This is a genomic window from Thioclava sp. ISO4, assembly GCF_058105145.1.
Genome location: NZ_CM176571.1, coordinates 3,047,560 through 3,061,190 on the forward strand (window position 1 = coordinate 3,047,560; position 13,631 = coordinate 3,061,190).

Consider the following 13,631-nt stretch of genomic DNA (forward strand, 5'->3'; position numbering starts at 1 on the left):
CTCCTCGGGCGAGGCAATACCCCAAGAACACTGTATTGTCACGTCCGCATTCACCCGGACTGCGTGTTTCCTCATCAAATCTTACGCCCGGGTTGCGGCAGCATTTTGGCGCAGATAGGTTGCAAACGATTTGCGCAAGATCATTGCGCAGCGATCTCGAAACCGGAGCGTGTTCCCCGTGCAATTTCAATCGACCGACAGCTATGTCGCCCCGCCCGATCTGACCGTCGCGGTCAATGCCGCCGTGGCGCTGGAGCGCCCCCTTCTGGTGAAGGGCGAACCGGGCACCGGCAAGACGGAACTCGCGCGGCAGGTGGCGCAGAGCCTCGGGATGGAGATGGTCGAGTGGAACATCAAATCCACCACCAAGGCGCAGCAGGGGCTTTACGAATATGACGCGGTGAGCCGGCTGCGCGACAGCCAGCTGGGCGACGAACGCGTCAACGATGTGAAGAACTACATCCGCAAGGGCAAGCTCTGGCAGGCCTTCGAGGCGGGTAAGAAAGTCGTGCTGCTGATCGACGAGGTCGACAAGGCCGATATCGAGTTCCCCAACGACCTGCTGCAGGAACTCGATAAGATGGAGTTCCACGTCTACGAGACCGGCGAGACGATCCGCGCGGCCCACCGCCCCGTCGTCATCATCACCTCGAACAACGAGAAGGAACTGCCCGACGCCTTCCTGCGCCGCTGCTTCTTCCACTACATCCGCTTCCCCGAGCCGGAGGTGATGAAAGACATCGTCGCCGTCCACTTCCCCGACATCAAGGACCGCCTGCTGACCGAGGCGCTGAGCCAGTTCTACGAGATCCGCGAAACGCCGGGCCTGAAGAAGAAACCCTCGACGAGCGAAGTGCTCGACTGGCTGAAACTGCTGCTGGCCGAGGATCTGAACCCCGAAGACCTGAAACGCGAAGGCGCGAGCCTGCTGCCGAAGCTGCACGGGGCGCTTCTGAAGAACGAGCAGGACGTGCATCTGTTCGAGCGGCTGGCCTTCATGGCGCGGCGGCAGGGGCGGTAGACGCCCGCCCTCATCCGGCCCCTCACAACGAAAGAGAAGGTGACCCCATGTCCGACAGATACAAACTCCCCCACCAGATCGGCATGGGCGGCGTCGCCCTTGGCAACGAGTTCCGCGTCACGACCGACCGGCAGGCGGCGGACACGCTCGAAGCCGCATGGGAGGCGGGCATCCGCTATTTCGACGTGGCGCCGCATTACGGGGTCGGTCTGGCCGAGCGCCGCTACGGGCAGTTCCTGCATCACAAGCCGCGCGAGAGCTTCGTGCTCAGCTCGAAGGTCGGGCGACTGCTGAAAGCCGGGCCAGAGCATCGCAACCAGCAGCTCATGCCCTACGCGCCCTCGCCCAATATCGAGATCTATGACTACAGCCGCGAGGGCACGCTGCGTTCGATCGAGGACACGTTGCAGCGCACCGGGCTCGACAGTCTCGACGTGGTTTTCGTGCATGACCTCTCGCCCGATAACGGCGCGCTCCCGAAGGACTGGCTGGAGCTGTGGCCCGAGGCGGTCGAGGGCTGCTTCGCGACGCTCTGCGAGCTGCGCGACCAAGGCGTGATCAAGGCTTGGGGCATGGGCGTGAACCGGCCCGAGCCGATCCTGAAATCGATTGAAGATAGCGATCCCGACCTGCACCTGATGGCGAGCCAGTATTCACTGGTGGAACATGACCACGCGGTAGAGACGGTCTTCCCGGCGGCGCGCAAACACGGCAACAGCTTCGTCATCGGCTCGGCGCTGAATGCGGGCTTCCTTGCAGGGCTGCACCGCTATCACTACGGCGACAAGAACAGCGTCATCGCGAAAGAGCGGATGGAGAAGCGCGACCGCCTGAGAGAGGTCGCTTTCGATCACGGCGTGAACCTGCTCGCGGCCGCGCTGCAATTCGCGAAAGCGCCGGATGTGGTGCAGACGGTGGTCGTGGGGCTTGGACGTCCCGACGAGGCGATCGATGACGCGGCGGCCATGGACATGCCGATCCCGGCGGAGTTCTGGCAAGACCTGCGCGCGGCGGGGCTGATCCATAAGGATGCGCCGACGCCCGAGTAAGGGTAAAATGCGTGAAGATGCGAAAGGGTGCCCCGGACCATCCGGCGGCGCCCTTTTCTATGGGTTCACATGCGCCGCGTGATCCGCGCCGCCTTACGTGCCCGTTTGACGGCGTCGCGCGCGCCCTGCTGGGCTTTACGCTCATGCGCCGTCATCGGGCCCGCGCTCTTGCCCTTGCCGCCCCGCTTCGAGGCCATGCCGACGCCCTTGTTGATCCCCCAGTTGATCCCGCGGCGCAGGAACATCCGGATGATCATGTTGATGATCTGGTTGAGGTTCATCTGATCCCTCTCAATCCTCGAACAGCTCGGACTGGCCGGTCTGGGCTTCGTCCTCCTCGCCCTCTTCGTCGTCATCCGAGCCTGCACCCGGAAGGGGACGCGAGTCCAGCAGACCGGCGGCGCGCAGCTCCTTGAGGCCCGGCAGATCGCGGGCGCTCTCGAGGCTGAACTGGTCGAGGAATTCCTGCGTCACGACGAAGGTGACGGGGCGGCCCGGCGTCATCCGGCGGCGGCCGAAGCGAATCCATTCCATCTCCAGCAACTGGTCGATCGTGCCGCGCGAGACGGCGACGCCGCGGATCTCTTCGATCTCGGCGCGGGTGACCGGCTGGTGATAGGCGATGATCGCGAGCGTCTCGACGGCGGCGCGGGACAGTTTGCGCTCCTCCACCGTCTCCTTCTGCATCAGGAAGGCGAGATCGGGCGCGGTGCGCACGGCCCAGGCATCGCCGACCTTCACCACGCGCACGCCGCGCCCCTCGTAGCGTTTGCGCAGATGCACGAGCGCCTCGGCGGGGTCGCAGCCATGCGGCATCCGCTCTTCCATCTCGCGCAGGCGCACGGGTTCGGCAGAGGCGAAAAGGATCGCTTCGACCATCCGCTCCTGCTCGGCGATGGGCGGTGCCGCAAAGAGGGTTTCTTCTTTTTCTTCAGTCTGTTCCGGCTCGTCGTTCATGTCTTCTTCCGGATCGAAATGGGTTGGAACGTATCGCTCTGGCGCAGCTCGATCTGGCCCTGCTTGGCCATCTCCAGCGAGGCCGCGAAGGTCGCGGCAGTGGCCGAGCGTCGGCGTTTGGGATCGGCAGTCCAGCCATCGGGCAGGAAGGTGGTCAGCTCCGACCAGCCGCCCGCGAAACCGATCAGCCCGCGCATCCGGTCCAGCGCCTCCTCCATCGTGAAGACATTGGTCCGATCGAACGCGTAGGGGCGGAACTCATCGCGCGTGCGGATGCGCGCATAGGCCTGCATCAGGTCCATCAGTGAGGCCGAATAGGTGACCTTGCGGACGCGCTCGACCTCTTCCGAGATGCCGCGCGCAAAGGTGTCGCGCCCCAGCCGGTCGCGCGCCATCAGCTGCGCCGCCGCCTCGCGCATCGCCTGCAGGCGTTCCAGCTGGAAGGCCAGATGCTCGGCCAGATCTTCCGCCGAGGGGCCTTCGGCCTCCGGGTCGGGCGGCAGCAGCAGCCGCGATTTCAGGAAGGCGAGCCACGCCGCCATCACGAGATAATCGGCGGCCAGTTCGATGCGCAGCGCCTTCGCGCGGTCGACGAAGGCCAGATATTGCTCGGCCAGTTGCAGCACGGAGATTTTGCGCAGGTCGACTTTCTGGCTGCGCGAAAGCGTCAGCAGCAGGTCGAGCGGGCCTTCGAACCCGTCGACATCGACGATCAGCGCCTCGGCCTGAAGCCGATCCGCTACCGTTTGGGAGTCGAACAGATTTTCGGTGTCACTCATCCATGCCGCCGCTCAAGAGTGCCTCAAGTTCGGCATCGAGCGCGGCCATGTCAACTGTCTCGGGCGGCAAGCGCCGGTCCAGCGCGGCCTCGGCGCGCGCCTTTGCGGCCTCGCTCATCGCCGGGGCGGCCATCGCCACCTCCTCCATCGCGGGCATGTCGCCCTTGCAATGGAGCACCAGATCGCAGCCCGCAGCCAGCGCGGCAGCCGTGCGTGTGCCGAAGCCGCCAGCCAGCGCCTCCATCCCGATATCGTCGCTCATCAGCAACCCGTCGAAGCCGATCTCTTCACGGATCATCGTAATGATCTTCGCGCTCTGCGTCGCGGGGGCATCGTCTAGCGCGGTGAAGCGGATATGCGCGGTCATCCCCAGCGGCAGATCGTTGAGCGCCTTGAAGGGTGCGAAATCACGCGCGATCAGATCGGCTTTGGAAGCCTCGACCACCGGCAAATCCTTGTGGCTGTCGGAGATCGCACGGCCATGGCCCGGAATATGCTTGATCACCGGCAGCACGCCGCCTGCCAGCAGCCCCTCGGCCGTGGCGCGGGCATTGGCGATCACGGTGGCGGCGTCCTCGCCCAGACAACGGTTTTGCAGGAAAGGATGGGTCAGAATTCCCGCGATATCGCAGGTGGGCGCGCAGTTCACGTCGATGCCGACCGCGCGCAGCTCCTCCGCCATGATCCGCGAGCGCAGCCAGAACGAGCGCGGCGCCTGCGCCCCTGCCCGCTTCGCCTGCTCCAGCGGGGGCAGCCATTCGCGCCATTGCGGCCCACGCAGCCGCTGCACCCGGCCGCCTTCCTGATCGATAAGCACCGGCGCATCGCGCCCTACGGCCCCGCGCAGCGCATCGGTCAGCCGGGCGACCTGCTCGGGCGTGTCGATATTGCGCGAGAACAGGATGAAGCCCCACGGGTCGGCCTCGCGGAAGAAATCGCGTTCACGCGCGGAGAGCTCGGTCCCCTCGCAGCCGAAGATCGCGGCGACGCCCATCAGCGCGCCTGCGTCGGGATGCAGTTCTGCCGCTCGGCCACGAGGGCGGCGCAGAACTGGCGCGCTTCGGTCACGTCGTCGAAGCCCGCGACGCGCAGGCGATAGAAATCGCGCCCGCCGGAGCTCGCCTTCTGAACGACGCGCTTCTTGCCGGACATCAGCGCATCGAAGCGCTTGGCGATGCGGTCCCATTCGCCCTTGGCCGCGGCCTCGGTGTCGAAGGCGCCAAGCTGCACGAGGCGCGTGCCCGCCGCCAGATCCGCAGGATTGATGTCAACGACGCCCGCCTCGGCCTGACCGGAGGACATCTGCTTCGTCACCGCCTGCTCCAGCGCCGCCGCCAGAAGCTGATCGCGCATCGGCTTGGCCTGCGGGCGCGGCGAGCGCGAAACGCCCGGCACCGAGGCCGGGATCACGCCGCTGACCGTGTCGCTCTCGGGTGCGGCCTCCTGCGCGACCGCGTCGGGGCGCGTCTCAGGCATGGCCGGGCTCATCAGCGCGGGCTTGACGGGAATGTCGGGCGCGTCCTTCACCTGCGAGGGATCGGCATTGAGCGCAGCAGGCTCGAGCGCCGCGATCGCCGCCTCCACGGCCGGATTGGCCGCAGTGTTGGCCTCATCGCCAGCCACCTTGGCCTGAGCCGCCAGCTCGCCCATCGGCTTGTCATCGTCGGTGAAGCCTTCCGGGCTGGGCGCGAGCGTCACTTTCTCGGGCGCAGGCGCCGCCTGCCCCGTGCCAGCGACATCGTTCACCGCAAGACCGGTATGGCGCGCAAGTTCGCCGCCCGGATCCTCGGGCGCGATCCGGGCGGGCCCGTCCATCGCGCGGATCACCGGCACGCCGTTGAGATCACGCATCGCCAGCTTGTAGCCCCAGACCACCAGACCCGCGATCATAGCCACGGATGTCAGCGCGCCGGCCACATTGACCCAGCGCGACACGACGCGTGGCGCACGTTCAGGAGCGGGATCTTCGGGATACGCGTAATGGGGCTGCGGGTGTTCATGCCCGTAACCCCCACTCTCGCGGTAGTCGTAGGTCGTCATGCTCGTCGCCTCGCCGCCGGTTGCCCGGCCTTGCCCGGTTGACCCGGAATTTGCCTGTTCCCGGCGGCGTGCGTTTATCGCATCTCTTCAGCCGGGGTCACGCCAAGAATACCAAGACCGGCGGAAATGACAACGGCGCTGGCACGGGCAAGGGCGATTTTCGCCGCCGATGCGGCCTCGTTGCCCTCCTGCAGGAAGCGCAGGGCCGGCTCGTCATTGCCACGGTTCCACAGGCTGTGCAGGTCGGACGCGAGATCGTAGAGGTAGAACGCCACCCGGTGCGGCTCGTTCGCGCGCGCCGCGATCTCCAGAAGACGCGGCCATTCGGCGATCTTCTTGACCAGTTCCAGCTCGGACGGATGCCAGTCGCCGGACAGATCGACCTCGGCCAGACGTGCGTCGGACATGTCCCAGCCAGCTTCCGCCGCCTTGCGCAGCACCGAGCAGACCCGGGCATGGGCATATTGGACGTAGAAGACCGGGTTGTCCTTGGACTGCTCCAGCACCTTGTCGAAATCGAAATCCAGCGGCGCGTCGTTCTTGCGGGTGAGCATGTGGAAGCGGGTCACATCCGCGCCCGCCTGCTCCACCACGTCGCGCAGCGTGACAAACGTGCCCGCGCGCTTCGACATCTTGAAGGGCTCGCCATTCTTGAACAGCTTCACCAGTTGGATCAGCTTGATATCAAGCGTCACCTTGCGATCGGACAGCGCCGCAACGGCTGCCTTCATACGCTTCACATAGCCGCCATGGTCGGCGCCGAAGACGTCGATCAGCAGGTCGTAACCACGGTCGATCTTGGTCCAGTGATAGGCGATATCGGGGGCGAAATAGGTCCAGGAACCATCCGACTTCTTCACCGGACGATCCACGTCATCGCCATAATCGGTCGAGCGGAACAGCGTCTGCTCGCGCTCTTCCCAATCCTCGGGCAGCTTGCCCTTCGGCGGGTCCAGCACGCCTTCGTAGATCAGACCCATATCCTCGAGCCGCTTCAGCGCCGCTTCGATCTGGCCGGTGCCGTAAAGCGATTTCTCGGAGGAGAACACGTCCATCTTCACGCCGAGACAGGCGAGATCCCCGCGGATCATCTCCATCATCTGCTCGGTCGCGAATTCGCGGATATCTTCGAGCCAGTCTTCCTCGGGCTTGTCGAGCAGGCTCTCGCCATACTTCGCCTTGATCGCCTCGCCGACCGGGATCAGGTAATCGCCGGGATAGAGCCCCTCGCGGATTTCCGGCTCGAGGCCACAGGCTTCGCGGTAACGCTCGTAAGCGGAACGCGCGAGCACATCGACCTGCGCGCCGCCATCGTTGATGTAATATTCGCGCGTGACGTCGTAGCCCGCGAAATCCAGCAGGCTCGCCAGCGCATCGCCGAAGACCGCGCCGCGCGTATGGCCCACATGCATCGGGCCGGTGGGGTTCGCGGAGACATATTCCACGTTGACCTTCACGCCCTTACCCAGATCGGAACGCCCGTAATCCGCGCCCTCTTTGAGCACGGCGTGGGTCACATCCGCCCAGACCTTCGGATCGAGGCGCAGGTTGATGAAACCGGGACCGGCCACATCGGCGCTGACAATCCGGTCATCTGCGGCCAGCTTGCCCGCCAGCGTCTCGGCGATGTCGCGCGGCTTCGATTTGGCGGGCTTGGCCAGCACCATCGCGGCGTTGGTCGCCATGTCGCCATGCAGCGGATCGCGCGGCGGCTCCACCGCGACGTTTGCGTAGTCCAGCCCCTCGGGCAGCGCGCCCTCGGAAACCATCTGATCAAGTGCCGCAATCACCGCGGCGCGGATGTCGGAAAACAGGTGCATTCTCATTGTCCTTATTTGCGCTCTCCCCTGCCAGAGCGCGCCGGGCGCGTCAATGGCCCGAGCGCGGGCAGAGCGGGGCCCGAGCGGGGGCCAAGACGACGCGGGCGGCCCGGCATCGTCTGCCGGACCGCCCGAAATCGAACCTTGCGAGAGGATCAGTCCTCGGCGGTGAAGCCCGCAGCCTCGATCCCGGCCACGGCCACTTTCGCATCATTGTCCGAGGTATCGCCGGTGACGCCCATCGCGCCGATCACCGCCCCGCTCTCGTCGCGGATCAGCACGCCGCCGGGCACCGGGCAGGTCTTGCCGTCATAGATGCCGTTCACCGCAGCCATGAAATAGGCCTGCGCTTCGGCCCGCGCCATCTGCGCCTTGCCGCCCATGCCCAGCATCACCGCGCCATAAGCCTTGGCGCGCGCGATCTCGAACCGGCCCGGCGCGGCGCCATCGGCGCGCGCGAAAGCCAGCGGGTGGCCGCCCGCATCCAGCACGATCGCCGAGAGCGGTTTCAGTTCGTCTTCCACACCTTGCGCGAGCGCGGTGTCGATCATCTTCTGCGCTTGTTCGAGCGTGATCATGCGCGTTCCTCCTTCACTTGCAGGCGGCGCTGATGCAGCACCGGTTCCGTATAACCCGAGGGCTGGACCGTACCCAGGAAGCACAGATCACACGCCGCCTGGAACGCGAAGCCGTCATAGCCGGGCGCCATCGGGCGGTAGTTCGGATCGCCCTCGTTCTGGCGGTCGACGACCTCGGCCATCTTGCGCAGCGCCTCCATCACCTGACCTTCGCTGACCAGCCCATGTTCGAGCCAGTTCGCGATCGCCTGACTGGAAATCCGGCAGGTCGCGCGGTCTTCCATCAGACCGACGTCGTGGATGTCGGGCACCTTGGAGCAGCCCACCCCCTGATCGACCCAGCGCACGACATAGCCGAGGATGCCTTGCGCGTTGTTCTCGATCTCGGTGCGGATTTCCTCTTCCGAGTAGTTCTTGCCGCGTGCGAGCGGGATCGTCAGCAGATCGTCGAGCCGCGCCGGGCGGTTCATCGCGGCGATCTCCTGCTGGCGACGCTTCACATCGACCTTGTGGTAATGCGTGGCATGCAGCGTGGCCGCCGTCGGCGACGGCACCCAGGCGCAGTTCGCACCCGCGAGCGGGTGATTGACCTTGGCCTCGAGCATATCGGCCATCCGGTCGGGCATCGCCCACATGCCTTTGCCGATCTGCGCCTTGCCGGCGAGCCCGCAGGCCAGCCCGATATCGACGTTGCGATCCTCATAGGCTTCGATCCACGGCTGGCCCTTCATCTCGCCCTTGGCGAGCATCGGACCGGCCTGCATCGAGGTGTAGATCTCGTCGCCCGTGCGATCGAGGAAGCCCGTGTTGATGAAGGCCACGCGGTTCTTCGCGGCGCGGATGCATTCCTTGAGATTGACCGAGGTGCGGCGCTCCTCGTCCATGATGCCCAGCTTCACGGTATAGCGCGGCAGGCCCAGAACCTCTTCGACCTTGTCGAAGATCTCGGTCGCGAAGGCGACCTCTTCGGGGCCGTGCATCTTCGGCTTCACCACATAGACCGAGCCGGTGACCGAGTTGCGCGGGCCTTCGGTCTTCTTGAGGTCATGCATCGCGCAAAGCGTGGTGACCATCGCGTCCATCAGCCCCTCGAAGGCTTCTTCGCCATCGCGGGTCAGGATTGCGGGCGTGGTCATCAGGTGGCCGACATTGCGCACCAGCATCAGCGAGCGGCCCTTCAGCGTGACCTTCTCGCCACCGCCACCGGTGAACTGGTAATCGCCTTCGAGCCGCCGGACCGTCTTCTCGCCGTTCTTCAGGACGTTTTCGCGCAGATCGCCCTTCATCAGGCCCAGCCAGTTGCCATAGGCCTGAACCTTGTCCTCGGCATCGACACAGGCGACCGAGTCCTCGCAATCCATGATCGTGCTGATCGCGGCCTCAAGGATGACATCGGCGATATCGGCGGGATCGGCCTGACCGACCTCGGTGGTCGGGTCGATCTCGATCACGAGATGCAGACCGTTATTTTCCAGCAGAACTTCGGACAGCGCGCCCTCGTCGGAGATGTTGAAGCCGAGGAACTGCGCCGGATCGGCCAGCCCCGTTTCGCCCACCGCGTTCTCCACGAAGAAGACGCCGTTCTCGACGCGCAGCGCGGTCACACCGGTCCAGCTACCGCCTGCAAGCGGCACTGCCTCGTCGAGAAATGCCTTCGCGCGCTCGATCACGCGGGCGCCACGCTCGGGGTCATAGCCCTTGCCCTGCGGCAGATCGCCAAGCGCATCGGTGCCGTAGAGCGCATCGTAAAGGCTGCCCCAGCGCGCATTCGCGGCGTTGAGCGCATAGCGCGCATTGGTGATCGGCACGACAAGCTGCGGACCGCAGACGGCGGCGAATTCGGGATCGGTTTCCGGCGTCTCGATCTTGAAGTCGTCGCCTTCCGGCAGGAGGTAGCCGATCTCTTGCAGAAAGGATTTATAATCTTCGAAATCAAAGCCTTCGGCGCGGTGATGCGCGTGCCAGTCGTCGAGCTTGGACTGGATCGCCTCGCGCGTCTCCAGCAGCGCGCGGTTCTTCTGTCCCTGCGTATGCAGCAGGTCCGACAGCCCCTCCCAGAAGCGCTCCGGCGCGACGCCGGTTCCCGGCAAAGCCTGATCCTCGATGAAGGCGGCCAGTTCGACCGCCACCTGCAGTTCGTTACGTGCGACCCGCTGTGCCATTGTGCCCTCCCGGTTTTCTTAGACGCGTACTAGATGAAACCGCTGGACGAGAATGTCCAGCGGATTGGCGTCAGCGCGCGGGAAGACGCTAAGACGGTGAATGGGCGCAAAAAGCTCAGCGGCTCACGGAAACGTGGGCAACGCAGGCGCGCGAGACCCGTCCGAGCTCACTGCTGGATCGGGTCGGCCTCGGTCGCGTCGCCATTGCTTTCAGCAGTGCCGACGCCGGTCGTCTCGGGCGCTTGCGTGGTGGACAGCCCCCCTTCACCCAAGGGAACGCAGCCCTCCCGCTTCGGGTTCACCCGGCGCGCCACCCGCGTCTCTCCGAGCGGTCCGCGAAACCGCTTTGAAAACCCCGAGTGGGGCGGATACTGTGCCGCCAGCTGCGGGAGTGCGACACCAAGATCGGATCGCGCCCGCCCGTCACGAGAGGCGCTGCTCACGCAAAGGCGAACTTGCTTTCGCGCGGGCGCACTCCACCTGAAATAACCCGAAGTTAATTAGGAATATCGTTAGAATGTCCGCTGAACTGACGGCTGCCGAAGCCCCTGCCAAGCGCCTGAGCGACTACCGCCCCTACCCCTTCACCCTCGAGACCGTGCGGCTTGATTTCACGCTCGACCCGGATGCGACCGAAGTGCGCGCGGGTCTTTCCTTCTCGCCCCGGCAGGAGGCGGCCGCGCTGGAACTCGATGGCGAAGATCTGGAGCTTGTTTCGGTCGCAGTGGACGGGCGGGCGCTGACGCCTGACGACTACGAACTGAGCAAGACGGGCCTGACGATCCCGGCGCATGTTCTGCCCTCGCAGCCCTTCACGCTGGAAACCGTTACGCGGATCGCACCGTCGAAGAATACCGCGCTGGAAGGGCTTTATATGTCAAACGGCATGTATTGCACGCAATGCGAGGCCGAGGGCTTCCGCAAGATCACCTTCTACCCGGACCGCCCCGATGTGATGGCGCGCTTCCACGTCACGATCACCGGCGACCAGCCGGTGCTGCTGGCGAATGGCGATCTCGTCGAGAGCCGCGACGGCTATGCCGAATGGGTCGATCCGTGGCCCAAGCCCGCCTATCTCTTCGCGCTGGTCGCGGGCGATCTGCGCGCGCATTCAGGCACATTCACCACGATGTCGGGCCGCGAGGTCGCGACGAATATCTGGGTCCGTCCGGGCGACGAGGATCGCTGCGACTTCGCCCTGCAGGCGCTCCACCGCTCGATGCGTTGGGACGAAGAGGCTTACGGGCGCGAATACGACTTGGACATTTTCAACATCGTGGCCGTCGATGACTTCAATATGGGCGCGATGGAGAACAAGGGGCTGAACATCTTCAACTCCAAATGGGTTCTCGCCTCGCCCGAGACCGCGACCGATGCCGATTACGAGCGTATCGAGGGCATCATCGCGCATGAGTATTTCCACAACTGGACCGGCAACCGGATCACCTGCCGCGACTGGTTCCAGCTGTGCCTGAAGGAAGGGCTGACGGTCTATCGCGATCAGCAGTTCACCGGCGACATGCGCGGCCATGCGACGAAGCGGATCGACGATGTGCTGGCGCTGCGCGGGCGGCAGTTCCGCGAGGATCGCGGCCCGCTGTCGCACCCGCCGCGCCCCGATCATTACCGCGAGATCAACAACTTCTACACCGCGACCGTCTACGAGAAGGGCGCCGAGATCGTGGGGATGCTGCATCGCTTGCTCGGCCACGAGGGCTACCGCGCCGCGCTTGATCTCTATTTCGAGCGCCATGACGGGCAAGCCTGCACGATCGAGGACTGGCTGAAGGTCTTCGAGGACAGCTCGGGCCGCGATCTGAGCCAGTTCAAGCGCTGGTATACCGATGCGGGCACGCCGACCCTGCGGGTGCGCGACAGCTTCAAGGACGGCACATACACGCTTGAATTCGAACAGGAAACGCGCCCCACGCCGGGCCAGCCGGAGAAGCTGCCGCGCCACATTCCGATCGAAGTCGGCCTTCTGTCCGAGAATGGCGACGAGGTCGTGCCCTCCACCATTCTGGAGATGACCGAGGCGAAACAGAGCTTCACCTTCGACGGGCTCGCGACGCGCCCCGTGCCCTCGATCCTGCGCGACTTTTCCGCCCCCGTGCGGCTGGAGCGCGACGCCGACACGTCCGAGCTGGCCTTCCTGCTGACCCATGACCGCGACCCGTTCAACCGCTGGGAAGCCGGCCGCGCGCTGGCCCAGAAAGTGCTGATCGGGCGCGTACTGGGACAGGAGTCCGACGCGTCCTTCTCCGATGCGATCGGGGCGCTGCTGCGCGACGAGACCGCCGATCCGGCCTTCCGTGCGCTGTGCCTGAACCTGCCCTCCGAGGACAGCATCGCGCAGGCGCTCTACGATCAGGGCGAGACGCCCGATCCGGCGGCGATCTACGCGGCGCGCGAAGGGCTCGCCCGCGATCTGGCAAATGCGCATAAGACGCTTCTGGCCGAGATCTTCACCAGCACCGAAGCGACGGGCCCCTATAGCTCCGATCCCGAGCAGGCCGGTCCGCGGGCGCTGCGCCTTGCGGTCCTGCGGCTTTTGAACCGCATCGACGGCGGGGCACGGGCGGGGGCGCTATTCGCCTCGGCCGAGAACATGACCGAAAGCCTCGGCGCGCTCGCAGCTCTGGTGCAGACCGGGCAGGACGCCGCGGCCATGGCCGAATTCCGCGACCGCTGGCAGGGCGACCGGCTGGTGATGGACAAGTGGTTCCTCGTCCAGCTGGCCAATTGCCCGCCAGAGATGGCGCTGGAGCGCGCCGAGGCGCTGACCCGCGATCCGCTCTTCACATGGAAGACGCCGAACCGCTTCCGGGCATTGATGGCGGGGCTTTCGGGCAATCACGCGGGCTTCCACCGCGCGGACGGGACGAGCTATCGCTTCTATGCCGATTGGCTGCTCAAACTCGATCCGGTCAATCCGCAGGTCGCAGCCCGCATGTCCACCGCTTTCGAGACGTGGACTCGCTATGACGAAGGCCGGCGCGAAAAGATGCGCAGCGAGTTGGAACGGATCGCCGCCCAACCGGGCCTCAGCCGCGACCTGTCGGAGATGACGCAGCGTCTCTTGGGCTGATTTCCGCTCAGCGCCCGCGGGCGCGCCCATCTCACCACGGATTGGCCGCATTCTCGGCCCATCCGTGCCGGGTTCTCGAACTACGAAACGCGGACGCCCGCGCCATGCGGGCGGCACGCAATTTCGCGGATGGGCTC

Annotated in this window: 12 protein-coding genes; 3 read left to right on the top strand and 9 right to left on the bottom strand. The window is 65.4% G+C overall.

Translation table 11 applies throughout. From position 1 onward, the window contains the following. Positions 1–178: 178 nt before the first annotated feature. Together AC2TZ7_RS14940 and AC2TZ7_RS14945 are read left to right on the top strand one after the other, a co-directional pair. Entirely contained in the window at positions 179–1,021 is an 843-nt protein-coding gene (locus AC2TZ7_RS14940) for an AAA family ATPase (RefSeq protein ID WP_489864828.1), read from the top strand. Between the two features lie 47 nt (positions 1,022–1,068). Beyond that, positions 1,069–2,070, top strand: coding sequence for an aldo/keto reductase (locus AC2TZ7_RS14945; protein WP_489864829.1), 1,002 nt, complete (start codon positions 1,069–1,071; stop codon positions 2,068–2,070). Between the two features lie 65 nt (positions 2,071–2,135). Here the strand turns inward: AC2TZ7_RS14945 and AC2TZ7_RS14950 are convergent, their stop codons facing one another. From AC2TZ7_RS14950 to AC2TZ7_RS14990, 9 genes are all read right to left on the bottom strand, one after another. Next, positions 2,136–2,351: a hypothetical protein gene (locus AC2TZ7_RS14950; RefSeq protein ID WP_489864830.1), complete on the bottom strand. Its 216-nt coding sequence runs from the start codon at positions 2,349–2,351 to the stop codon at positions 2,136–2,138. A gap of 10 nt (positions 2,352–2,361) precedes the next feature. Then, positions 2,362–3,027, bottom strand: coding sequence for an SMC-Scp complex subunit ScpB (scpB, locus tag AC2TZ7_RS14955; protein ID WP_078547427.1), 666 nt, complete (start codon positions 3,025–3,027; stop codon positions 2,362–2,364). Then, positions 3,024–3,806 (bottom strand): segregation and condensation protein A, encoded by a 783-nt coding sequence (locus AC2TZ7_RS14960; RefSeq protein ID WP_078522820.1) that lies wholly within the window; start codon positions 3,804–3,806, stop codon positions 3,024–3,026. Before AC2TZ7_RS14960 ends, scpB begins: the two co-directional genes overlap by 4 nt. Continuing rightward, the gene (nagZ, locus tag AC2TZ7_RS14965) at positions 3,799–4,800 is read right to left on the bottom strand and encodes a beta-N-acetylhexosaminidase (RefSeq protein WP_489864831.1); all 1,002 of its coding nucleotides are present in this window, start codon (positions 4,798–4,800) and stop codon (positions 3,799–3,801) included. Before nagZ ends, AC2TZ7_RS14960 begins: the two co-directional genes overlap by 8 nt. Then, a complete protein-coding gene (locus tag AC2TZ7_RS14970; protein WP_489864832.1) occupies positions 4,800–5,846 on the bottom strand; it encodes an SPOR domain-containing protein in 1,047 nt (348 codons plus the stop codon). The genes nagZ and AC2TZ7_RS14970 overlap by 1 nt, the downstream gene beginning before the upstream one ends. A gap of 74 nt (positions 5,847–5,920) precedes the next feature. After that, positions 5,921–7,666 (bottom strand): arginine--tRNA ligase, encoded by a 1,746-nt coding sequence (argS, locus tag AC2TZ7_RS14975; RefSeq protein WP_489864833.1) that lies wholly within the window; start codon positions 7,664–7,666, stop codon positions 5,921–5,923. Between the two features lie 155 nt (positions 7,667–7,821). After that, positions 7,822–8,244 carry a GlcG/HbpS family heme-binding protein gene (locus tag AC2TZ7_RS14980; protein ID WP_078547435.1) on the bottom strand — a complete coding sequence of 141 codons (423 nt, stop codon included), beginning with the start codon at positions 8,242–8,244 and terminating at the stop codon, positions 7,822–7,824. Further along, on the bottom strand, positions 8,241–10,406 hold the full coding sequence (locus AC2TZ7_RS14985) for a malate synthase G (protein WP_489864834.1): 2,166 nt from the start codon (positions 10,404–10,406) through the stop codon (positions 8,241–8,243). The genes AC2TZ7_RS14980 and AC2TZ7_RS14985 overlap by 4 nt, the downstream gene beginning before the upstream one ends. Positions 10,407–10,573: 167 nt before the next feature. Continuing rightward, positions 10,574–10,708 (bottom strand): hypothetical protein, encoded by a 135-nt coding sequence (locus tag AC2TZ7_RS14990; protein WP_489864835.1) that lies wholly within the window; start codon positions 10,706–10,708, stop codon positions 10,574–10,576. 215 nt (positions 10,709–10,923) lie between these two features. Here AC2TZ7_RS14990 and pepN point away from each other — a divergent pair, with 215 nt between their 5' ends. Further along, positions 10,924–13,494 (top strand): aminopeptidase N, encoded by a 2,571-nt coding sequence (gene pepN / locus AC2TZ7_RS14995; protein ID WP_489864836.1) that lies wholly within the window; start codon positions 10,924–10,926, stop codon positions 13,492–13,494. Positions 13,495–13,631 lie beyond the last annotated feature (137 nt).